This is a genomic window from Pseudomonas sp. GW821-FHT11D10, from assembly GCF_058808435.1.
In genome coordinates this window covers 638,615-661,652 of sequence record NZ_JBXARR010000003.1, presented here as the reverse complement: position 1 = coordinate 661,652, position 23,038 = coordinate 638,615, and the positions used below count along the sequence as shown (strand labels likewise).

At 62.4% G+C, this 23,038-nt stretch carries 19 protein-coding genes; 9 read left to right on the top strand and 10 right to left on the bottom strand.

Going from position 1 to position 23,038, the window contains the following annotated elements:
* Window positions 1-4: 4 nt before the first annotated feature.
* On the bottom strand, window positions 5-1,633 hold the full coding sequence (locus AC1RT4_RS13330) for a glucan biosynthesis protein D (protein WP_007954654.1): 1,629 nt from the start codon (window positions 1,631-1,633) through the stop codon (window positions 5-7).
* Window positions 1,634-2,036: 403 nt separating this feature from the next.
* Here AC1RT4_RS13330 and AC1RT4_RS13325 point away from each other — a divergent pair, with 403 nt between their 5' ends.
* Window positions 2,037-2,222: a hypothetical protein gene (locus tag AC1RT4_RS13325; RefSeq protein WP_007954656.1), complete on the top strand. Its 186-nt coding sequence runs from the start codon at window positions 2,037-2,039 to the stop codon at window positions 2,220-2,222.
* A 55-nt stretch (window positions 2,223-2,277) separates the two neighbouring features.
* Here AC1RT4_RS13325 and AC1RT4_RS13320 read toward each other — a convergent pair whose 3' ends face one another.
* From AC1RT4_RS13320 to AC1RT4_RS13280, 9 genes are all read right to left on the bottom strand, one after another.
* Window positions 2,278-2,763, bottom strand: coding sequence for a BRO-N domain-containing protein (locus AC1RT4_RS13320; protein ID WP_493085611.1), 486 nt, complete (start codon window positions 2,761-2,763; stop codon window positions 2,278-2,280).
* A gap of 619 nt (window positions 2,764-3,382) precedes the next feature.
* Entirely contained in the window at window positions 3,383-4,867 is a 1,485-nt protein-coding gene (locus tag AC1RT4_RS13315) for an APC family permease (RefSeq protein ID WP_493085609.1), read from the bottom strand.
* A gap of 144 nt (window positions 4,868-5,011) precedes the next feature.
* A complete protein-coding gene (locus tag AC1RT4_RS13310; protein WP_169429016.1) occupies window positions 5,012-6,436 on the bottom strand; it encodes a gamma-aminobutyraldehyde dehydrogenase in 1,425 nt (474 codons plus the stop codon).
* 50 nt (window positions 6,437-6,486) lie between these two features.
* Complete coding sequence (locus tag AC1RT4_RS13305) at window positions 6,487-7,296, bottom strand: ABC transporter permease (RefSeq protein WP_007954663.1); 810 nt, start codon at window positions 7,294-7,296, stop codon at window positions 6,487-6,489.
* Window positions 7,286-8,221: an ABC transporter permease gene (locus AC1RT4_RS13300; RefSeq protein WP_007954664.1), complete on the bottom strand. Its 936-nt coding sequence runs from the start codon at window positions 8,219-8,221 to the stop codon at window positions 7,286-7,288. The genes AC1RT4_RS13305 and AC1RT4_RS13300 overlap by 11 nt, the downstream gene beginning before the upstream one ends.
* Window position 8,222: 1 nt before the next feature.
* Complete coding sequence (locus tag AC1RT4_RS13295; protein ID WP_085609161.1) at window positions 8,223-9,260, bottom strand: ABC transporter ATP-binding protein; 1,038 nt, start codon at window positions 9,258-9,260, stop codon at window positions 8,223-8,225.
* Between the two features lie 302 nt (window positions 9,261-9,562).
* Window positions 9,563-10,714, bottom strand: a complete 1,152-nt coding sequence (gene ydcS / locus AC1RT4_RS13290) for a putative ABC transporter substrate-binding protein YdcS (RefSeq protein ID WP_493085601.1) — start codon at window positions 10,712-10,714, stop codon at window positions 9,563-9,565.
* Window positions 10,715-10,796: 82 nt separating this feature from the next.
* Window positions 10,797-12,284 carry a gamma-aminobutyraldehyde dehydrogenase gene (locus AC1RT4_RS13285; protein WP_064593679.1) on the bottom strand — a complete coding sequence of 496 codons (1,488 nt, stop codon included), beginning with the start codon at window positions 12,282-12,284 and terminating at the stop codon, window positions 10,797-10,799.
* Window positions 12,285-12,383: 99 nt separating this feature from the next.
* On the bottom strand, window positions 12,384-13,298 hold the full coding sequence (locus AC1RT4_RS13280) for a LysR family transcriptional regulator (protein WP_065259672.1): 915 nt from the start codon (window positions 13,296-13,298) through the stop codon (window positions 12,384-12,386).
* A 176-nt stretch (window positions 13,299-13,474) separates the two neighbouring features.
* Between AC1RT4_RS13280 and AC1RT4_RS13275 the strand changes: the two genes are divergently transcribed.
* The 8 genes from AC1RT4_RS13275 to AC1RT4_RS13240 all read left to right on the top strand — a co-directional run bounded on the left by AC1RT4_RS13275 (window position 13,475) and on the right by AC1RT4_RS13240 (window position 22,963).
* Window positions 13,475-14,197 carry a tellurite resistance TerB family protein gene (locus AC1RT4_RS13275; protein WP_493085598.1) on the top strand — a complete coding sequence of 241 codons (723 nt, stop codon included), beginning with the start codon at window positions 13,475-13,477 and terminating at the stop codon, window positions 14,195-14,197.
* 305 nt (window positions 14,198-14,502) lie between these two features.
* Entirely contained in the window at window positions 14,503-16,125 is a 1,623-nt protein-coding gene (locus AC1RT4_RS13270; RefSeq protein WP_273896351.1) for a methyl-accepting chemotaxis protein, read from the top strand.
* Window positions 16,125-16,661: a chemotaxis protein CheW gene (locus AC1RT4_RS13265; RefSeq protein ID WP_493085595.1), complete on the top strand. Its 537-nt coding sequence runs from the start codon at window positions 16,125-16,127 to the stop codon at window positions 16,659-16,661. Before AC1RT4_RS13270 ends, AC1RT4_RS13265 begins: the two co-directional genes overlap by 1 nt.
* Entirely contained in the window at window positions 16,658-17,935 is a 1,278-nt protein-coding gene (locus AC1RT4_RS13260) for a CheR family methyltransferase (RefSeq protein WP_493085593.1), read from the top strand. The genes AC1RT4_RS13265 and AC1RT4_RS13260 overlap by 4 nt, the downstream gene beginning before the upstream one ends.
* Window positions 17,932-18,615: a chemotaxis protein CheW gene (locus AC1RT4_RS13255; protein ID WP_007954679.1), complete on the top strand. Its 684-nt coding sequence runs from the start codon at window positions 17,932-17,934 to the stop codon at window positions 18,613-18,615. Before AC1RT4_RS13260 ends, AC1RT4_RS13255 begins: the two co-directional genes overlap by 4 nt.
* A complete protein-coding gene (locus AC1RT4_RS13250) occupies window positions 18,612-20,906 on the top strand; it encodes a hybrid sensor histidine kinase/response regulator (protein WP_493085591.1) in 2,295 nt (764 codons plus the stop codon). The genes AC1RT4_RS13255 and AC1RT4_RS13250 overlap by 4 nt, the downstream gene beginning before the upstream one ends.
* Window positions 20,903-21,913, top strand: a complete 1,011-nt coding sequence (locus tag AC1RT4_RS13245) for a chemotaxis response regulator protein-glutamate methylesterase (RefSeq protein WP_085609170.1) — start codon at window positions 20,903-20,905, stop codon at window positions 21,911-21,913. The genes AC1RT4_RS13250 and AC1RT4_RS13245 overlap by 4 nt, the downstream gene beginning before the upstream one ends.
* 48 nt (window positions 21,914-21,961) lie before the next feature.
* Window positions 21,962-22,963, top strand: coding sequence for a response regulator (locus AC1RT4_RS13240; RefSeq protein ID WP_039769610.1), 1,002 nt, complete (start codon window positions 21,962-21,964; stop codon window positions 22,961-22,963).
* Window positions 22,964-23,038: the final 75 nt, after the last annotated feature.

Below are 23,038 nucleotides of genomic sequence, written 5' to 3'. Positions count from 1 at the left end.
CGCATCAAGGGTATTTGCGCTTGTCCGGCGCCGGCGGGAAGTACTGATACAACCAGGTCTCGCTCAGCGTGCGGTCGTTGGTGCGGATGAACAGCCGCAGTTCAACCGGCTCAACGCTGTCATTGGTCGGGTACCAGTCGAACAGGATCCGGTAGCCCTTGATGTCATCCAGCACCAGCACGCTGAAGTCCTGCACCTTACCGTTGGAGCAAGTCACCACCGGTTCGATCCCGGTGCCCTGCGGCAGGCGATCCAGACCGCCACCGGTGAAGTCCACGGCGAAACGACGGGCCCAGACCGGCGGGTAATGCTCGCCCGGTGCCCAGCCTTCGACGAATCCACCCATGCCCGAACGAGTTGCATGCACCCGCGCCAGCGGTGTGCCGACCGGCGGCAGGGCGCTCCAGTAGAGCTTGTAGCCGTAGTTCAGCGAATCGCCGGCCGCTACCGGTTTCTTCGGTGTCCAGAACGCGACGATGTTGTCGAGGGTCTCGCCGGTTGTAGGAATTTCCAGCAGATCGATGGAGCCTTCGCCCCACGCGGTTGTAGGTTCTACCCACAGGCTCGGGCGCTTGCTGTACCAGTCGACGGTGTCCTGATAGTTGGCGAATTCGTGATCGGTCTGCACCAGACCGAAACCTTTCGGATCGGTGTCGGCGAAGGCGTTGAATTGCAGGGTCGCCGGGTTGTTCAGCGGGCGACAGATCCACTCGCCGTTGCCGCGCCACATGGCCAGACGATCCGAGTCATGGATCTGCGGGTGGATGGTGTCGCACATCCGGCGCTCGTGGGTGCCGCAGCTGAACATGCTGGTCATCGGCGCGATGCCCAGTTGTTCGATGGCGGTGCGGGCATTGATGTGGGCGTCGACTTCCATCACCACGCGCTCGGCCTGGCAGTCGATGTCGAAGCGATAGGCGCCGGTCGCGCTCGGCGAGTCGAGCAGGGCGTAGACCACAAAGCGGGTCGCGTTCTGATCCGGAGTTTCGAACCAGAATTTGGTGAAGTCAGGGAATTCTTCGCGTTTCTTGGCGTAGGTGTCGACCGCCAGGCCACGGGCGGAGAGGCCATATTGGCCAGTGGCGTCCACTGCGCGGAAGTAGCTGGCGCCGAGGAACGACACCACGTCATGCCGATCCAGTTCCGGCGCCTTGAACAGCTTGAAGCCGGCAAAACCCAGGTCGCCCTTGAGCTGCTGGGTGTCGACCGAGGTGTTTTCGTAGTTGAACAGTTGAGGGCGGAAATGCACCTCGCGGGCCGTGCGGGTTTTGGGATCTACGCTGTACATGCGCACCGGCTGACGGAAACCCATGCCTACGTGGAAGAACTGCACATCGAGCTGACCCTTGTTCTCCTTCCACAGCGAATGTTCGCCGTCGTAGCGGATTGCGTTGAAGTTCTGCGGGGTCATGGTCGCCAGGGTCGGCGGCAGCACCTGTTTGGTGTCCTGATACGCGCTGCCGGCCAGTTGTTTGGCCTGGCGCTTCAGCGTTTCAAAGTCGAAGGCCTGGGCTTCACCGTCGGCGGCACCGCCAGAGGCGGCCCAGGCGCGTGCGGCAAGCAGGCCGGAGGCGGAAAGGCCGGTGTAAGCCGCAATGGCCATGGACGCTTTGAGCAAATTCCTGCGGTGCATAGATACAACCTGTCGTGGACAATCCCGCGCCGTTCCTGGCACGTACTGGATCAGAAATTACGGTTCGGACAAGCCTTCGGCCAAACGCTACGGACTAGTAACAGATGCCCGCTAGCTTAATCCGTTCGCTGATTTTGCAAAATTCATTGATAGCACGGCGACAGCGTCTCAATGAAACAAGACGTTACGGTTACTTATCCCACAGCCTTTTCTGATTTATAGGGCATATCTGCTTTTTTCGACTAATTACTCTAAAAACAGCTTTTCAGCGCCGATTTAATTTCTATTCTATGGGCATCGCCGGTCACGACCCATCCGACCGGCAGGGCTCAAATCGCTGCTTAAAGGAGCAGGGCGATGCGGTTTTCGAAAATTTCTGACGTACTGGAAAAGGACATCGTCCATGACAAAAGGACAAGGCATCACCGAAATGTTGGGCATCTTTCCCTGCCTCACCAACGTCCGGCGAAGACGCCGGCTCAGTCCTGACGAACTGAAACTGGTGGAGCGTTACCGGGAGTTGTCGGAAAGCGACCGGATTGCGATGCGGTATCTGGTGGATGCGATGAGGAGTGTTTCGCGGTTTTGAAGTGAAAAATAAAAGGGGCGGACGGTGAAGTCCGCCCCTTTTTTATTCTTGGGGCTTACCGTGGACGCTGTGCCTGCATCAACTCAGGCATGTCCCGCCATTTCACCCAGGCCTGTTGTTGCCAGTGCAGCAGCGGCACGGTGACGCCGGCCCAATGCACTGAACTCAGGCTTGGGCAGTTTTCTGCTGTCGCTGAGCTGGTTTCCCGCAGGATGGGAATCACCTCATTGCTCAGCCATTGGCGCAGGTTGCGGTTTTCCGGGATGAAATGATGGACGAGCAGCGCGTACATGCCGGATTCGCTGACCATCGGTGTCTCGACAACTTTGCCGTACTTGCGCAGGCGGACGATGCGGCGTTGGTCGGGGTCGAGTTTGAGCGTGACGCGTGAGTTCAAGGGATGGCCCATCATGCGGCCGAGATCCTGAGCGCAGAACCAGGCTTGGTGATCGAGCAGGAGGGCGTGGAGGAAGCGGTTGTGGCGAGTGAAGACCGTAGGGATAAAGTGCGTCTGGGTCTCTGGTGAATTTGGCGCGTGCATAGTCAATTTCTACTCCATGTTGAAATGAGAGCCGCCACTAATCCTTCGACAGATTTGGGTGGCGAACCGTGCGGCGTTCGAAGTCGGAACATTCTCGATCAACATGGAAGCCGAGAGGCCCGCGCCACACGGTCCGCCATAACGCGAATCCGAAAGGCAAAAAAGCCTCGGTTTCTATGGAGGACGCAGTTGCGCCATGTTGATGATGTACCGGCTTCGACCCCGGGCCGCTGATTGGGCAGCGACGGGGTAAAGCCTATCGGTCAGGCGCTAGCGGCGCCAAGTCTACTCTGCCGACGGATGTTGTAGGAATTGCAGCTATTTCAAGAAGGGCGGATCTGTAGGAGTTTCCTGTATTTGCCGTGAGCTTACGAAAGCTCCACTTCTCCCCGTGAATTTCCTATATCTATCCAACTGAAACCGATTACTGCGGTGACCCGGAGCAGACCATTGAACAAACACATCAAGGACAGCCGTCCGAAAGATCCTGAAGATTGTTTCGACAAAGTGCGCGGAAAAGCGGATATCAAATGGCGTACCGACGATTTGATGGTTTTGCTTCGCGGAGACGATGCCGATCAAGCCCCGGAATCAAACAACGATGCCGGGGCTATTCATATCAGCGACTCACCTTCCAGGCATCCCCAGCCGGCGCCTTCCCATGGTCATACGGCTTGCCAATCCACATGTAAATCAACCCCAGCCCAATCACGATCGCCGTGCTCAGCACCATCGCGTAATTGATGTACCACGCCGCATCCGGCGTGCGTGGCCAGGCCATGTTGATGATGGCGCCGACGCCGTACACCAGCGCGCCGATGTTCACCGGCCAGCCCCAGGCACCGAGGGTGAATTTGCCGCTGGGTTTCCAGCCTTTGCTGCGGGCGTACAGGGCGGCGAGGACGATCATCTGGAACGCGAGGTAGATGCCGATGGCGGCGAAGCTGACGATGGTGGCCACGGCGTCTTGCAGGAAGAAGCCGAGGGCGATGATCAGGCCGGGCAGGACGCCGGACACGAACAGTGCAGCAACCGGCACCTGGGTCGTAGGAGAAATCTTTTTCAGCAGTCGGCTACCGATGACCATTTCATCGCGAGCGTAGGAGTACAGCAGACGACTCGCCGCCGCTTGCAGGCTGATGACGCAGGAGATGAAGGAAATCATCACCACGCCCATCACTACTTTTGAACCGACCGGGCCGAAGGCGTTGTTGAGGATGGTGGTGACCGGGTCCTTGTCGGTGCCGTTGATCACCGCTTGCATGTCCGGCACGGCGAGGATCAGCGCCAGGCAGGCGAACATCGCCGCGATGCCGCCGATGTAGATGGTCATGCGCATGGCCACCGGGATTTTTGCGCTCGGGTTTGGGGTTTCTTCGGCGACGTCGCCGCAGGCCTCGAAGCCGTAGTAGAGGAACATCCCCGCCAGCGACGCGGTGAGGAACGCCGGCAAATAGGAGCCGTCGACGCTGATGTCGAAAGTGTTGAACAGCACGCTGATCGGTTGGTGACGCTCGAAAATCAGCAGGTACACGCCAACGATCACCGCGCCCACCAGTTCGCAGAGGAAGCCGAACATGGCGATCCGCGCCAGCACTTTGGTGCCGCTGAGGTTCACCAGTGTGGCGAACAGCGTCAGCACCAGAGCGATGACGATGTTGGTGTTGTTGCTCGGCTCAAAACCCAGCATGGCCGCGAGGTACGGGCCGGCGCCGACCGCAACGGCGGCGATGGTCACGCACAGGGCGATGGAGTAGATCCAGCCGACCATCCACGCCCATTTCTTGCCCACCAGACGCCGCGCCCACGGGTAAACACCGCCGGAAATCGGGAACTGCGAAACCACTTCGCCGAAGATCAGGCACACCAGCAATTGCCCGCAACCGACCAGCAAATAGGCCCAGAACATCGGTGGCCCGCCAGCGGCCAGGCACAGGCCGAACAGGGTATAAACCCCTACGACCGGTGACAGATAAGTGAAACCCAGCGCGAAGTTTTCCCACAGGCTCATGCTGCGGTTGAAGTTGGAGGTGTAGCCCAGCTGGCGCAGTTGCTCGGCATCGCTGTCGGCAACGGCAGCTGAGAGATCGGGTGATGCACTCATGTGTGTTTGCTCCGTGAAATCGGCAGATTTCGGATGGCCGAAACCGTGGCGGTGCCGTGAAGGCGCCGCCCGGATCGGTAGTTATTGTTTTGAATGCCTGGTGATGCGAATGACCGGTTTCTGCCTTGAAGCCGGAGGATGCCTTTAGTGCTTGAACATCACATGCCGAACCGTGGTGTAGTCCTCCAGCCCGTACATGGACATGTCCTTGCCGTAGCCGGACAGTTTCTGACCGCCATGAGGCATTTCGCTGACAAGCATGAAGTGCGTATTCACCCAGGTGCAGCCGTACTGCAACCGCGCGGACAGTCGATGCGCACGTCCTACATCCGCCGTCCACACCGAGGACGCCAGGCCGTAGTCCGAATCGTTGGCCCACTCCAGCGCCTGGGCTTCATCGGTGAACTTGGTCACCGACACCACCGGCCCGAACACTTCGCGACGGACGATTTCGTCGTCCTGCTGGGCGTCGGCCAGCACCGTTGGTTCGAAGAAGAATCCATTGCCGTCCACCGCTTTGCCACCAGTGATCAAGCGAATGTGCGGCTGCGCCACGGCGCGCTCTACAAACCCCGCCACACGGTCGCGATGCTGGGCGGTGATCAGCGGCCCCAGTTCGGTGGATGGATCGTCCTGCAAGCCGTACTTGATGCTGCTGACCGCCGCGCCGAGCTTCTCCACGAACTTGTCGTAGATGCCTTGCTGGGCGTAGATCCGGCATGCGGCGGTGCAGTCCTGGCCGGCGTTGTAGAAACCGAAGGTACGAATGCCTTCGACCGCTGCATCGATGTCGGCGTCGTCGAAGATGATCACCGGGGCCTTGCCGCCCAGTTCCATGTGCATGCGTTTGACGCTGTCGGCGGTGCTGGAAATGATGTTCGAACCGGTGGCGATGGAGCCGGTCAGCGACACCATGCGCACTTTCGGATGGGTCACCAGCGGGCTACCCACGCTCGGCCCACGACCGAACACTAGATTGAGCACACCGGCCGGGAAAATATCCGACGCCAGTTCGGCCAGACGCAACGCGGTCAGCGGGGTTTGTTCCGACGGCTTGAGCACCACGGTATTACCGGCGGCGAGGGCCGGGGCGATTTTCCAGGCGACCATCATCAGCGGGTAGTTCCACGGCGCGATGGAGGCGATCACGCCCACCGGGTCGCGGCGGATCATCGAGGTGTGGCCGGGCAGGTATTCGCCGCCGGCCGAACCGCTCATGCAACGGCTGGCGCCGGCGAAGAAACGGAACACGTCGGCAATCGCCGGGATCTCGTCATTCAACGCGGCGCTGTAGGGTTTGCCACAGTTGTCCGACTCCAGTTTGGCCAGTTCTTCGCCGTGGGCTTCGATGGCGTCAGCGAGTTTGAGCAGCAACAGCGAACGGTCCTTTGGCGTGGTCTGCGACCATTCGGCGAAGGCACTGTCGGCGGCGCGCACCGCGGCATCGACCTGGGCTTCGGTGGCCTCGTTGATTTCCACCAGCACGTCACCGCGCGCCGGGTTGAGCACCGGTTGCGCCGGGCCTTCGCCGTTGACCAGTTGGCCGTTGATCAAGAGTTTGGTTTGCATGTTGTTGTCCTCTTTCTACTGCAAATTCAGGGTGGGAAAGGTCAGGGAAATCATTTGCCGCCGCTGCCGGCCACGCTCTCGCCACCCCGGGTCAGGTAGTAGGCGCCGAGGATCGGCAGCATGGTCACCAGCATCACGAGCATCGCCACGACGTTGGTCACCGGCACGTCCCGTGGGCGGCTCAACTGGTTGAGCAACCACAGCGGCAAGGTGCGTTCATGGCCGGCGGTGAAGGTGGTGACGATGATTTCGTCGAACGACAACGCGAACGCGAGCATGCCGCCGGCGAGCAACGCCGAGCCGAGGTTCGGCAGGATGATGTAGCGGAAGGTCTGCCAGCCGTCGGCGCCGAGGTCCATCGACGCTTCGATCAGGCTGTGCGAGGTGCGGCGCAAACGGGCGATGACGTTGTTGTAGACGATCACCACGCAGAAGGTCGCGTGGCCGACGATGATGGTGAACATCCCCGGCTCGATCCCCAGCGTCTTGAAGGTCGCCAGCAGCGCGATCCCGGTGATGATCCCCGGCAATGCGATCGGCAGGATCAGCATCAGCGAAATGCCCTGTTTGCCGAAGAAATCCCGGCGGTACAACGCCGCCGAAGCGAGGGTGCCGAGCACCATCGCGATCAGCGTGGCGATGGCCGCGATCTGCAACGACAGCTTGATCGCTTCCAGCACGTCCGGCCGTGAAAACGCCACGCTGAACCAGTGCAGCGTGAAGCCTTTCGGCGGAAAGCTGAACGCCGCGTCTTCGGTGTTGAAGGCGTAGAGGAAGATGATCAGGATCGGGAAGTGCAGGAACACCAACCCGCCCCAGGCTGCGATGCGCAAGCCTATTGAAGCCTTTTCAGAGTGCATCGAAGGCCCCCAGTCGTTTGACGATGGACAGGTAAATGGCGATCAGCACGATCGGCACCAGCGTGAACGCCGCAGCCATCGGCATGTTGCCGATCGCGCCTTGCTGGGCGTAAACCATGCTGCCGACGAAGTAGCCAGGCGGGCCCACCAGCTGCGGCACGATGAAGTCGCCCAACGTCAGCGAGAACGTGAAGATCGAGCCTGCGGCAATCCCCGGCACCGACAGCGGCAGAATCACCTGCATGAAAGTCTGGCGCGGTTTGGCCCCGAGGTCGGCGGAGGCTTGCAGCAACGACGGCGGCAGGCGTTCCAGCGAGGCCTGGATCGGCAGGATCATGAACGGCAGCCAGATGTAGACGAACACCATGAACCGCCCCAGATGCGAGGTCGACAAGGTGCTGCCGCCGACCCCGGGAATCCCCAGAATGAACTGCAGCACCGGCTCCAGCCCCAGGTGCTGAACGAACCACTGCGCCACGCCGCCCTTGGCCAGCAGCAGCGTCCAGGCGTAGGCCTTGACGATGTAACTGGCCCACATCGGCATCATCACCGCGATGTAGAAAAACGCCTTGGTCTTCCCGGTGGTGTAGCGCGCCATGTAGTAGGCAATCGGGAACGCGACGATGGCGCTGGCGATCGACACCACGACAGCCATGCTCAGGGTGCGCAGGATGATGTCGAAATTCGACGGCTGAAACAGTGCGGCGAAATTGGCCAGGGTCAGGTCGGGCGTGACCGCCATGGTGAAGTCGTCGAAGGTGTAGAAACCTTGCCACAACAGCACCAGCAGCGAGCCCAGATAGATCGCGCCGAACCACAGCAGAGGCGGCACCAGCAGCATCGACAGGTACAGGTTCGGCTTGCGATAGAGCAGGTTGGAAAACCTGCGCAACGGCGCCGATTGAGGGAGGGCGAGGGCGGTCATGTCACACCCCGCTCGCAACGGTGTCGTGCAACGGAATCATCGCTTCCCGCGCCCAACGTGCGCTGATGCGCTGACCGGTCTGGTGTTGCGCGCTGCTGTCGATCCACTGATTGTTGGCCTGGCTGATGCTCAGGGTCTGGCCGTTTTCCAGGGTCAGTTCATAGCGGGTGGCGCTGCCTTGATACTGGATGTCGTGGAGCAGGCCGCTGACTTCGATTTCATGACTGGCCAACGGGCCTTCGGCGAAACGCACGTGTTCCGGACGGATCGAAAACGGCTGCGGATGGCCGCTGAGCTGGCGCGCCAGATCGCCGCGAATCACGTTCGAAGTGCCGACGAATTCGGCGACGAACGTTGTGGTGGGTTTCATGTACAGATTGCGCGGGGTGTCGACCTGCTCGATGCGGCCCTTGTTGAACACGGCCACGCGGTCGGACATCGACAGCGCTTCGGTCTGGTCGTGAGTGACGAAGATGAAGGTGATGCCGAGCTGGCGTTGCAGCTTCTTCAGCTCGCTCTGCATCTGTTCGCGCAGCTTCAGGTCGAGAGCGCCCAACGGCTCGTCGAGCAACAGCACTCGCGGGCGATTGACCAGCGCGCGGGCGAGGGCGACACGCTGGCGCTGACCGCCGGACAACTGCACCGGTTTGCGGGCGCCGTAGCCACCGAGGGCGACCATGTCCAACGCTTCTTCGGCGCGCTTGTGGCGCTCGGTTTTGCTCACGCCTTTGACCTTCAGGCCGTAGGCGACGTTGTCCAGCACGTTCATGTGCGGGAACAGCGCGTAATCCTGAAATACAGTGTTTACGTCGCGTTGATAAGGCGGCAGACCGGCGGCTTCGGCGCCGTGAATGCGGATCGAGCCGGCGCTCGGTTGTTCGAACCCGGCGATCAGGCGCAGGCACGTGGTCTTGCCCGAACCGGAGGGGCCGAGCATGGAAAAGAACTCGCCGTCCTGGATGTCGATGGAAACCCGGTCAACGGCCTTCACCTCGCCGAACTGCCGGGAAACGTTGGTGAACTGGACTGCAAGCGTCATGATGCGGTGCTCCAAAAAGGCGAAGGCCGTCGCAGCGGCCCTGCCTGGACTTCTGAAAAAACTGGATCGTTTGGCGGTGTATGCGATTGTTTTTGGCTAACTCATTTGGTCGATACACCGCGATCTGCTTTTAGCTCCCTCTCCCTCCGGGAGAGGGCGGGGGATGAGGGCAGCGGTTTCGGCCTTTGCCCTGAAATTAAGAGCAAGATCAAAAGCCACCCCCTCATCGGCACGCCGCCCGCCCAGCCCTCTCCCCCAGGGGGGCGAGGGGGAAAGGGGGCAGACCGCGTCGTTCCGGAGTGCTACCTACCGCCCATAATCGCAATGTAGTCCTGCGTCCACCGGCTATACGGCACAAACTTCCCACCCTCAGCCTGCGGTGTTTTCCAGAAGGCGATCTTGTCGAACTGATCGAACCCGTTGGTCTTGCAACCTTCAGCGCCGAGCAACTCACTGCCCTGACACGCCGCCGGAACCGCCGGCAACGAACCGAACCAAGCCGCCACATCACCCTGGACTTTCGGCTGCAGCGACCAGTCCATCCACTTGTAGGCGCAGTTCGGGTGCTTGGCCTCGGCGTGCAGCATGGTGGTATCGGCCCAGCCGGTGGCGCCTTCTTTCGGCACGGTCGAAGCGATCGGCTGTTTCTCGTTGATCAGGCCGTTGACCTGATACGGCCAGGCGCTGGACGCGACCACGCCCTCGTTCTTGAAGTCGCTCATCTGCACCGTGGTGTCGTGCCAGTAGCGGTGAATCAGCTTCTGCTGGGCGCGCAACAGATCCAGCATAGCCTTGTACTGATCTTCAGTGAGCTGGTACGGATCCTTGATCCCCAGCTCAGGCTTGGTGGATTTCAGATAGAGCGCCGCGTCGGCGATGTAGATCGGGCCGTCGTAGGCTTGCACGCGACCCTTGTTCGGCTTGCCGTCAGGCAGGTTCTGCGCGTCGAACACCACGTTCCAGCTGGTCGGCGCGGTCTTGAACACGTTGGTGTTGTACATCAGCACGTTCGGGCCCCACTGGTACGGGGTGCCGTAGGTCTGGTTGTTGACCACGTACCACGGCGCGTCTTTCAGGCGCGGGTCGAGGGATTTCCAGTTCGGGATCAACGCGGTGTTGATCGGTTGCACACGCTTGCCGACGATCAACCGCAGCGAGGCATCGCCCGACGCCGTCACCAGGTCGTAACCGCCCTTGGCCATCAGACTGACCATTTCGTCAGAGGTGGCGGCGGTTTTCACATTGACCTTGCAGCCGGTTTCCTTCTCGAAACCGGTCACCCAGTCGTAGGCCTTGTCGCTTTCACCGCGTTCGATGTAGCCGGGCCAGGCGACGATATCCAGCTGGCCTTCGCCGGCGCCGACGGCTTTCAGCGGCTCGGCGGCCTGCAGGCTGGCGCTGGCCAGCAGGGCCGTGGTGATTGCACTGAGCAGTGCGGTCTTGTGCACGAACATGGTGAACCCTCTTCTTTAAATTATGGTCGGGGCAGTTGTGAACGCGGTGAAGCATGCCGTGGTCGGCTTGTTATTAGCGTAGTCAGAGATGCTGGCCGTGGCGGGCCATGATGTGCCGCACCACGCTGTAGTCCTGTAGCGAATCGCTGGATAAGTCTTTGCCGTAACCGGAGCGTTTCAGCCCGCCGTGGGGCATTTCGCTGACCAGCATGAAATGGCTGTTGATCCAGGTGCAGCCGTATTGCAGCCGCGCGGCGACCTGCATCGCCTTGTCCAGGTTCTGGGTCCAGACCGACGAAGCCAGGCCGTATTCCGAGTCGTTGGCCCAGTCCACCGCTTGCGCCAGTTCGTCGAAGCGGGTCACGGTCACCACCGGGCCGAACACTTCGCGCTGGACGATTTCATCGCTCTGTTTGCAACCGGCCAGCAGGGTTGGCTGATAGAAGAACCCGGCGCCGGAATGCACTGCGGCGCCGGTCACCCGTTCGATGTGCGGCTGACCGAGGGCGCGCTCGACGAAACTGGCCACGCGGTCGCGCTGACGGGTGCTGATCAGCGGGCCGATTTCGTTGTCGGCATCGCGTTTGCCGGCGAAGCGCAGGCTGCTGACCGCCGCACCGAGCTCGGCGACCAATTTGTCGTGAATCCCGGCCTGGGCGTAGATCCGGCAAGCCGCCGTGCAATCCTGCCCGGCGTTGTAATAGCCATAAGTGCGCACGCCTTCGACCACGGCTTTGAGGTCGGCGTCGTTGCAGACGATCACCGGGGCCTTGCCGCCAAGTTCGAGGTGCGTGCGCTTGAGGGTTTTGGCGGCGGCCTGGAGGATTTTCTGGCCGGTGACGATATCGCCGGTCAGCGACACCATGCGCACTTTCGGGTGGCCAACCAGGTGACTCCCGACGCCTTCGCCGCCACCGCAGACGATGTTGATCACCCCGCGCGGCAGAATTTCGGCCAGCGCCGGAGCCAGTGCCAGAATCGACAGCGGCGTGTGTTCGGACGGCTTGAACACCAGCGTATTGCCCGCGGCGAGGGCCGGGGCGATCTTCCACGCGGCCATCATGATCGGGTAGTTCCACGGTGCAATCGAGGCGACCACGCCAATCGGATCCCGGCGCACCATGCTGGTGTAGCCCGGCACGTATTCGCCGCTGAGCTGGCCGGTCTGGCAACGCACGGCGCCGGCGAAGAAGCGGAATACATCGACGGTGGCGGTGAGATCGTCCTGCCGCGCCAGGTGCAGTGGCTTGCCGCAGTTCAGGGCTTCGAGGCGGGCGAGGTGGTCAGCGTGTTTTTCGACGGCGTTGGCGATTTCCAGCAAGAGGTTGGAGCGTTGTTGCGGGGTGGTGCGCGACCACTCGGCAAAGGCGCGGTGGGCGGCGAGGATGGCGGCTTCGACTTGCTCGGTGCTGGCTTCGGCGATCTGGGTCAGGACTTCGCCGGTGGCCGGGTTGAGGATCGGTTCGACAAAACCCTGGCCGGCGACCAGTTCGCCGTCGATCAGCAACGCGGTGTGCATGTGGGTCTGCGCGCCAGCCATTTTCCGTGATCTCTTTTCTTGTATGGCCATGTGGCTCCCTGTTCCGGGAGCCGACCGTCTTATAGATGCAGCAAGACTAGTGCGCGGCTCCGGGGTCGACAAATTCTAAATACTGAAGGTGGCATTCGATTAAATAGATGGCTTGCGTCCGCCGTGTGGCTGTTCGCGGGCAACGGTCAGGAAGGGATCGACCAGCGCGGGTCGCGCAGTGCCACGACGCCAGGCCAGACCGACGTCGAGGGTCTGGCTGAGGTCGGCAATCGGCCGGGCTTCGATGATGTCGCCTTCCAGTGACCATGGGCGGTAGGTCATGTCGGGCTGGATTGAAACGCCGAGGCCCGCCGCCACCAGACTTCGCACGGCTTCGGTGGACGCGGTTCTGAGGGTGATCTTCGGTTGCAGTCCGGCGCCGCGCCATAGACGTTGGGCGTTGCGATCCATCTCGTCGACGTTCAGTTGAATCAACGGCTCGCGGGCGACATCGGCGAGGTTGATGCTGTCGTGTTCCAGCAGCGGATGCTGGGCCGGCAACCACAGCCGGTGCGGCGAGTGGGTCAGCACTTCGGTCTGCAAGGCGTGGCGGTCTTCGAGGTTGGAGAGGATCAGCACACCGACATCGATCTCGCCGCTGACCAGCAGATGCTCGATGTACGGCCGCTCGTCCTCCATCACCCGGATCTCGACATTGGGATAGGCGCGCTGGAAACGGGTCAGCAAATCCGCCAGGTAATAACCGGCCACCAGACTGGTCACGCCGACGATCAACTGCCCGGCGACCTGATCGGTGCTCTGTTGCAGGCTGCGTTTGGCGTTGTCCACGGTCGCCAGAATCAGGTGCGCCTGGCGCAGGAACTGGTGGCCCTGATGGGTGAGCGTCATGCCCTTGGCGTGGCGGTTGAACAGGCTGACGCCGATTTCTTCCTCCAGTTGCTGGATGGCCAGGGTCAGGGTCGATTGGGAAATGAACGCGGTTTGCGCAGCGGCGGAGATCGAGCCGGTCTCGGCCACGGCGATGAAATGGCGGATCTGACGCAAGGTCATCATGGAAGGATTACCCGGTGGGCGGTTTTTATAGATTGCCCCGAGTGTATATCTATTTTCGCGAATGGCCGCGGTGGGCCAGGCAACATCTGGAAGCACACTCGCACCCAAACGACGGGCACTTTCGAACTAGGCTGAGGGCCTTATTGATCCGGATAACCCCTGTTTGGAGACGGAACATGAACACCCGTGGATTGCTCGATCAACTCCTCAAGTCCGGCCAGGATCTGCTGCAGAACAAGGCGGGCGGGGCGCAGAACAAACCGGCTGCCGGTGGTTTGGGCGGCTTGCTGGGCGGATCTTCCGGCGCCAACGGCCTCGGCAGCCTGCTCTCCGGTGCCGGCGGAGGCGCCTTGGCAGCCGGGGCCATGGGCCTGCTGCTGGGCAGCAAAAAGGCCCGCAAGGTCGGCGGTAAAGTCGCCATCTACGGCGGCCTCGCCGCCCTCGGCGTGATCGCCTACAAAGCCTACGGCAACTGGAACGCCCAAAAAGGCACCGCCCCGCAAAGCGAACCGCAAACCCTCGATCGCCTGCCACCGGCGCAAGTCGAACAACACAGCCAGGCCATCCTCAAAGCCCTGGTCGCCGCCGCCAAGGCCGACGGCCATATCGACGACCGCGAGCGCCAACTGATCGAAGGTGAATTCACCCGACTAGACAACGATCAGGAGCTCAAACACTGGCTCCACGCCGAACTCAACAAACCCCTCGACCCCACCGACGTCGCCCGCGCGGCAAGCACGCCGGAGATGGCCGCCGAAATGTACGTGGCGAGCGTGATGATGGTGGATGAGGAGAACTTCATGGAGAAGAGCTATCTGGATGAACTGGCGCGGCAGCTGAAGCTGGAGCCGGGTTTGAAGGTGGAGCTGGAGAAGCAGGTCCGTGTAGCTATCCAGTAAAACCGCTCAGCGTTACAGGAACCCGCGATCCCGCACAGGATGGCGGGTTCTTTCGTTGCGGCTGAAAAAGCGCCGGCAAGCACGCGTTAGGGTGCCGCCGGATCGTCTGCCGCTGAAATGGCCGATCCATCGCCCCTTTTTGCCAATGCGCCACTGGCACGTCGACCTCCGATTGCCGGAAAGTCCTTGTCCAGAGCCCGTCGTGTTTTATGAGCGGAAGGCCGGAGCGCGGCAAACCGTCTTATAAATGAAACACCGCCCTCAGCTATACTCCCCCGCATTTCGACCCGCCCCGAGGACTGACTGTGAAGAACTGGACGTTGCGCCAACGCATTTTGGCGAGCTTTGCGGTGATTATCGCCATCATGCTGCTGATGGTGGTCGTCTCGTATTCGCGGTTGCTGAAGATCGAAGCCAGTGAAAACAGCGTCCGTGACGACGCGATTCCCGGCGTCTATTACAGCTCGATGATTCGTGGCGCGTGGGTCGACAGCTACCTGCAGACCCAGGAGCTGCTGGGGCTCAAGGAAGGGCAGGGTGTCAGCAGCGAAGACGCGGCCGATTACAAAGCCTTCGAATCCCGTCTTCAGGAGCAGATGACCAATTACCGCAACACGGTCGTGACGGACGAGGACAAGCTCGAATTCGCGTCTTTCGAGAAGTATCACGACACCTACATGAAGATTCAGGACACCGTGCTGGATCTGCACAAACGCAATCTGGAAGCCGAAGCCGTCAAGCTGTTCCACGAACAACTGACACCGACCTGGTACTCGGGTCGGATGAAACTCAACGACATCATCGGCGAGAACAAGAAAGTCGCCGACCAGGCCATGTCCAACATCGACGAAGCCGTGGCGGCGGCCAAGGTCAGCATGTTCGTCTCGCTGCTGGTGGCCGTGCTGGCGGCCGGTTTCTGTGGTCTGCTGCTGATGCGCGCGATCATGGCGCCGATGAACCGCATCGTGCAGATCCTCGACATCATGCGCACCGGCGATCTGAGCAGCCGCTTGAACCTCGACCGCAAGGACGAGTTCGGCGCCGTGGAAACCGGCTTCAACGACATGATGACCGAGCTCACCTCGCTGGTGTCCCAGGCCCAGCGCTCGTCGGTGCAGGTCACCACCTCGGTGACCGAGATCGCCGCCACCTCCAAACAACAGCAGGCCACCGCCACCGAAACCGCTGCGACCACGACAGAAATCGGCGCAACGTCCCGCGAGATCGCGGCGACCTCCCGCGACCTCGTACGCACCATGACCGAAGTCTCCACCGCCGCCGATCAGGCCTCGGTGCTGGCCGGTTCCGGGCAGCAAGGCCTGGCGCGCATGGAAGACACCATGCATTCGGTGATGGGCGCGGCGGATCTGGTGAACGCCAAACTGGCGATCCTCAACGAGAAGGCCGGCAACATCAATCAGGTGGTCGTGACCATCGTCAAGGTCGCCGACCAGACCAACCTGCTGTCCCTGAACGCTGCGATCGAAGCGGAAAAGGCTGGTGAATACGGCCGTGGTTTTGCCGTGGTCGCCACCGAAGTGCGGCGTCTGGCGGATCAGACCGCTGTCGCGACTTACGACATCGAACAGATGGTTCGCGAGATCCAGTCGGCGGTCTCCGCCGGGGTGATGGGCATGGACAAGTTCTCCGAGGAAGTGCGGCGCGGCATGGCTGAAGTGCAGCAGGTCGGCGAGCAACTGTCGCAGATCATCCATCAGGTGCAGGCGCTGGCGCCGCGGGTGTTGATGGTCAACGAAGGCATGCAGGCCCAGGCCACCGGCGCCGAGCAGATCAACCACGCGCTGGTGCAGCTGGGTGATGCCAGCAGCCAGACGGTCGAGTCGTTGCGTCAGGCCAGTTTCGCCATCGACGAACTGAGCCAGGTGGCCGTGGGCCTGCGCAGCGGCGTTTCGCGATTCAAAGTCTGATGAGCGAAATCACCGCCAAACGCAGCGCTGCACCGGTGGCGAAGCAGGCGTTGTTCCTGCTGTTTCGCATCGGCAGCGAACGCTACGCCTTGCGCGCCACAGAAGTGGCCGAAGTGCTGCCGCGCCTGCCGTTGAAGCCGATTGCCCGGGCGCCGCACTGGGTGGCGGGGGTGTTCGCCTATCGCGGCACGGTGGTGCCGGTGATCGACCTCAGTGCCCTGACGTTCGGCCATCCTGCCGAAGCGCGCACCAGCACACGGCTGGTGCTGGTGCATTACCGCGCAGATGACTCGCAACCCTCGCAATGGCTCGGCCTGATCCTCGAACAGGCCACCGACACCCTGCGCTGCAACCCGGAGGATTTCCGGCCGTACGGCCTCGACAATCGTCAGGCGCCGTACCTCGGCCCGGTGCGTGAAGACGCGCAAGGGCTGGTGCAGTGGGTGCGGGTCAACGACTTGCTGGACGAGACGGTGCGTACGCTGCTGTTCCCGACACCGCCGCTGGACCCGGCGCGGCTTGAGGAGCAGCCATGAGCAGCGACCAGCGCTTCTTCGACTTCCTCAAGGAACGCATCGGCCTCGACGTCGCCTCGGTCGGCCCGGCGATCATCGAGCGGGCCGTGCGCCAGCGCATCACCCTGTCGCAAACCGTGAATGCCGATGAGTACTGGCAGACCCTGCAAGGCTCGCGGGATGAACAGCAGGCGCTGATCGAAGCGGTGATCGTCCCCGAGACCTGGTTTTTCCGTTACCCGGAATCCTTCGCCACCCTGGGCAAACTGGCGCGCAAACGCCTGGGCGAGCTGAACAACATGCGTGCGTTGCGCATCCTCAGCCTGCCGTGTTCCACCGGTGAAGAACCCTATTCGATTGCCATGGCTTTGCTCGATGCGGGTCTCAAACCCCATCAGTTCAAGGTCGATGGCATGGACGTCAGCCCCTTGTCGGTGGACAAGGCGCGGCGGGCGCTATACGGCAAGAACTCGTTTCGCGGCCAGGACCTGGACTTTCGTGAGCGGCATTTTTTCGCCGAAAACGAGGGCTATCGGGTGAATGAAATTGTCCGCGAGCAGGTGCGCCTGCATGTCGGCAACGTGCTCGATCCGTCATTGCTGGTCAACGAGCCGCCGTTCGATTTCGTGTTTTGTCGCAACCTGCTGATCTATTTCGACCAGCCGACCCAGCAGCAGGTATTCGCCGTGCTGAAGCGCCTGACCCATGTCGATGGCGTGCTGTTTATCGGCCCGGCCGAGGGCAGTCTGCTCGGGCGGCTGGGCATGCGTTCGATCGGAATTCCGCAGTCCTTCGCCTTCAGTCGTCACAGCGAACCGCAGCCCGAACCGTTGCCGATGCCGACCGCGATTCCGGTGCCGTTGCCTGTGCGCCAACCGGTACGCAGCACGCCACCGCCGCCGGTGCGCAATCGTCCGTTTGCTGGCGTGACGCCTTTGCCCGCGACGGTTAAAAGCACCAACCCCGACGCCGCGACCTTGCTGGCCAACATCGCCGCCCTCGCCAACGAAGGCAAAAGTGCCGAGGCCCGTGCCGCGTGCGAACAGTATTTGCGCAGCCATGAGCCGGTGGCCCAGGTGTTCTACTGGCTTGGTCTGCTGAGCGATGTCGCCGGCAGCGCCCTCGAAGCCCAGGGCTTTTACCGCAAGGCGCTGTACCTCGAACCGCAACACCCCGAAGCCTTGATGCACCTGGCTGCTTTGCTGCAAGCCCAGGGCGACACGGCCGGCGCCAGACGATTGCAGGAGCGCGCCGCCCGCAGCGACCGCACCGCCGACAGTGAGCGTAAACGATGATCCCGTCCGACACCTTGAACGTCACCCACGAAGACGCCCGGGCCATCGACGATTGCTGGAATCGCATCGGCATCCACGGCGACAAGTCCTGTCCGCTGCTGGACGAGCACATCCATTGCCGCAATTGCTCGGTGTATTCCGCCGCCGCCACGCGCCTGCTCGACCGCTATGCATTGCAGCAGGACGAGCGCGACCCGGTGGCGACCCAGGTCGAAACCGAGCTGAAGACCCGTTCACTGCTGATGTTCCGCCTCGGTGAAGAATGGCTCGGCCTGGCCACCCGCAGTCTGGTGGAGGTCGCGCCGTTGCAGGCGATTCACTCATTGCCGCACCAGCGCTCCCGGGCCTTGCTCGGCGTGGCGAACGTGCGCGGTGCGCTGGTGGCGTGCCTGTCGCTGGTCGAACTGCTCGACCTCGACAGCAACGCGGCCCCGGCGACCGGCGCGCGGATCATGCCGCGCATGCTGATCATCTCGGCCCAGGGCGGGCCGGTGGTGGTGCCGGTGGACGAAGTCGACGGGATTCACGCCATCGACGAGCGAATTCTCGATGCCGCGTCGCGGTCCGGCGCACAGGCCAGCGCCAAATACACCCGAGGCGTGCTGCCTTTCAAAGGTCGCAGCCTGCGTTGGCTGGATGAAGAACAGCTGTTGTCCGCCGTGTCCCGGAGCCTTACATGACCCCCGAGCAAATGCGCGACGCCTCCTTGCTTGAGCTGTTCAGCCTCGAAGCCGAAGCCCAGACCCAGGTGCTCAGCGCCGGGCTGCTGGCGCTGGAGCGCAACCCGACCCAGGCCGATCAACTAGAGTCGTGCATGCGTGCGGCGCACTCGCTGAAAGGCGCGGCGCGGATCGTCGGCATCGACAGCGGCGTCAGCGTCGCCCATGTGATGGAAGATTGCCTGGTCAGCGCCCAGGAAGGGCGGTTGTTCCTGCGCCCGGAACATATCGACGCGCTGTTGCAGGGCACCGACTTGCTGATGCGCATCGCCACCCCGGCCAATGGCCCGCAGCCTGCGGACATAGAGGCATACGTGGCGTTGATGGGCGGTTTGCTCGACCCGGCGGCACCGGCCGTGGTGCCCGCCGCTCCGAGTGCCCCAGTGATGGCCGAGTTGCAGCTTCAGCCACCGCCGGTGGTTGAGCCCGCGCCCGTTGAAATCCCCGTTGAGGTTGCCGAGCCGGAACCCGCGCCGCGCAAGAGCAAACGCACCACCGAAGGTGGCGAGCGGGTGCTGCGGGTCACCGCCGAACGCCTGAACAGCCTGCTCGATCTGTCGAGCAAATCCCTGGTGGAAACCCAGCGCCTCAAGCCGCACCTGGCCACGATGCAGCGCCTCAAGCGCATGCAGAACAACGGCCTGCGGGCGCTGGAAAGTCTCAACGTTCATCTCAAGGAACACGCCCTGAGCCTTGAGGCTCAAGAGGCACTGGAAGACGCGCGCCGTTTGCTCGCCGAATCCCAGCAACTGCTGGCCGAGAAAAACGCCGAACTCGACGAGTTTGCCTGGCAAGCGAGTCAGCGCGCACAAGTGCTCTACGACACTGCGCTGGCCTGCCGCATGCGGCCGTTCGCCGATGTGCTGTCGGGGCAGGTGCGGATGGTGCGGGACCTCGGTCGCAGCCTCGGCAAGCAGGTGCGACTGGAGATCGAGGGCGAGAAGACTCAGGTCGACCGCGATGTGCTGGAAAAACTCGAAGCACCTCTGACGCACCTGCTGCGCAACGCGGTCGATCACGGCATCGAAACCCCGGAAGAACGCCTGCTCAAAGGCAAGTCCGAGGAAGGCCTGATCCGTCTGCGCGCCTCGCATCAGGCCGGTCTGCTGGTGCTGGAATTGAGCGACGATGGCAATGGTGTGGATCTGGAAAAGGTCCGCCGCAGCATCGTTGAACGCCAGTTGTCGCCAGCGGAAACCGCCGCCCAGTTGAGCGAAGAAGAACTGCTGACCTTCCTGTTCCTGCCGGGTTTCAGCCTGCGGGACAAGGTTACCGAAGTGTCCGGCCGTGGCGTCGGTCTCGACGCCGTTCAGCACATGGTTCGCCAGTTGCGCGGCGCTGTGGTGCTGGAGCAAACGGCGGGCGAGGGCAGTCGCTTCCATCTGGAAGTGCCGCTGACGCTTTCCGTGGTGCGCAGCCTGGTGGTGGAAGTCGGCGACGAGGCTTACGCCTTCCCGCTGGCGCACATCGAGCGCATGTGCGATCTGGCGCCGGAGGACATCGTGCAGGTCGAAGGGCGCCAGCATTTCTGGCACGAAGGCCGCCATGTCGGGCTGGTTGCGGCCAGTCAGTTGTTGCAACGACCCGCCAGCCAGAACAGCGGCGACACCCTGAAAGTCGTGGTGATCCGCGAGCGCGACGAGATCTACGGCGTGGCGGTCGAGCGCTTCATCGGCGAGCGCACGCTGGTGGTGCTGCCGCTGGACGAGCGGCTGGGCAAGGTGCAAGACATTTCAGCCGGTGCCTTGCTCGACGATGGCTCGGTGGTGCTGATCGTCGATGTCGAAGACATGCTGCGTTCAGTGGATAAACTGCTCAACACCGGGCGTCTGGAACGCATCGCGCGCCACGGCCATCAGGCCGCAGAAGCGGCGCGCAAGCGGATTCTGGTGGTCGACGACTCGCTGACTGTGCGCGAGTTGCAACGCAAGCTGCTGCTCAATCGCGGCTACGACGTAGCCGTCGCGGTGGACGGCATGGACGGCTGGAACGCCCTGCGCTCAGAGGACTTCGATCTGCTGATCACCGACATCGACATGCCGCGCATGGACGGCATCGAGCTGGTCTCGCTGCTGCGCCGCGACAACCGTCTGCAATCGCTGCCGGTGATGGTGGTGTCCTACAAGGATCGCGAGGAAGACCGCCGCCGTGGACTGGACGCCGGCGCCGACTATTATCTAGCCAAGGCCAGTTTTCATGACGACGCCCTGCTCGACGCGGTGGTTGAGCTCATCGGAGGAGCGCGGGCATGAAGATCGCAATCGTCAACGACATGCCTCTGGCGGTGGAGGCCCTGCGCCGTGCGCTGGCCTTCGAGCCGGCGCATCAGGTGGTGTGGGTCGCCAATAACGGCGCCGAAGCGGTGCGCCTGTGCGCGGAAAACACCCCGGACCTGATCCTGATGGACCTGATCATGCCGGTGATGGATGGCGTCGAGGCCACCCGCCGGATCATGGCCGAGAGCCCGTGTGCGATCGTCATCGTCACCGTGGACCGCCAGCAGAACGTGCACCGGGTGTTCGAAGCCATGGGCCACGGCGCGCTGGACGTGGTCGACACCCCGGCCATCGGCGGTGGCAATCCTCAGGAAGCGGCGGCACCGCTGCTGCGCAAGATCCTCAACATCGGCTGGCTGATCGGCGAGAAAACCGCCCGCTCGCGCCCGGCCCCTGCGACACCGCGCAGTACCGCCTCGCGCCAGCGGCTGGTGGCGATTGGCTCTTCGGCCGGTGGCCCGGCGGCGCTGGAAGTCTTGCTCAAAGGCCTGCCGCGCCACTTTTCGGCGGCCATCGTGCTGGTGCAGCATGTCGACCAGGTGTTTGCCGCCGGCATGGCTGAATGGCTGGCCAGCGCCAGCGGCCTGGACGTGCGCCTGGCCCGCGAAGGCGAACCGCCGCAGGCCGGCGCGGTGCTGCTGGCCGGCACCAACCACCATATTCGTTTGCTCAAGAACGGCACGCTGGCCTACACCGCCGAGCCGGTCAACGAGATCTACCGCCCCTCGATCGACGTGTTTTTCGAAAGCGTCGCCAACTACTGGAACGGTGACGCAGTAGGGGTTTTATTGACAGGGATGGGACGCGACGGGGCTCAAGGGCTTAAGCTCATGCGCCAACAGGGTTACCTGACCATCGCGCAGGATCAGCAAAGCAGTGCGGTGTACGGCATGCCCAAGGCTGCCGCAGCCATCGACGCGGCCGTAGAAATCCGCCCACTGGAAAAGATAGCGCCACGATTGCTGGAGATTTTCCCCAAATGAACACATCCATCCGCAATCCTGGCCCCCGCAGCACTCAGGTGACCGCCCATGAATGACTTACAGATCGATGACATCAAAACCGACGAGAACGCCGCCATGGTGTTGTTGGTGGACGATCAGGCGATGATCGGCGAAGCCGTGCGCCGTGGGCTGTCGAATGAAGAGAACATCGACTTCCACTTCTGCTCCGACCCGCATCAGGCCGTGGCCCACGCGGTGCGGATCAAGCCGACCGTGATCCTGCAGGATCTGGTGATGCCCGGCCTCGACGGTCTGAGCCTGGTGCGCGAGTACCGCAATCACCCGGCGACCAAGGACATTCCGATCATCGTCCTGTCGACCAAGGAAGACCCGCTGATCAAGAGCGCGGCGTTCTCCGCCGGGGCCAACGATTATCTGGTGAAACTGCCGGACAACATCGAGCTGGTGGCGCGCATCCGCTATCACTCGCGCTCCTACATGACCCTGCTGCAACGGGACGCGGCCTACCGCGCGTTGCGGGTCAGCCAGCAGCAATTGCTCGACACCAATCTGGTGTTGCAACGCCTGATGAACTCCGACGGCCTGACCGGGCTGTCCAACCGCCGGCACTTCGACGAATACCTGGAACTGGAATGGCGCCGCTCGCTGCGCGACCAGAGCCAGTTGTCGCTGCTGATGATCGACGTCGATTACTTCAAGTCCTACAACGACACCTTCGGCCACGTCGAAGGCGACGAGGCCTTGCGCAAGGTCGCCACGGCAATCCGCGAGGCCAGTGCCCGGCCGTCCGATCTGCCGGCGCGTTATGGCGGCGAAGAGTTTGCGCTGGTGCTGCCCAACACCTCGCCGGGCGGGGCGCGACTGGTGGCGGAAAAGCTGCGCCAGACGGTCGCGGCGCTGAAGATTCCGCACAATGCCCCGGCCGAAGGCTCGAGCCTGACCATCAGCATCGGCCTGGCGACGATGGTGCCGGAGTCGGGCAGCGACTGCCGGTTGCTGATCTCGGCGGCGGATCGCGGCCTGTACCTGGCCAAGAACAACGGGCGCAATCAGGTGGGGATCGAATGAACCATTGGGTTCATTCGCCTCAAGAGCCGCCAGACGGGCTGCCGTGACAGCTTGATTACGTTATACTCGCCGGCT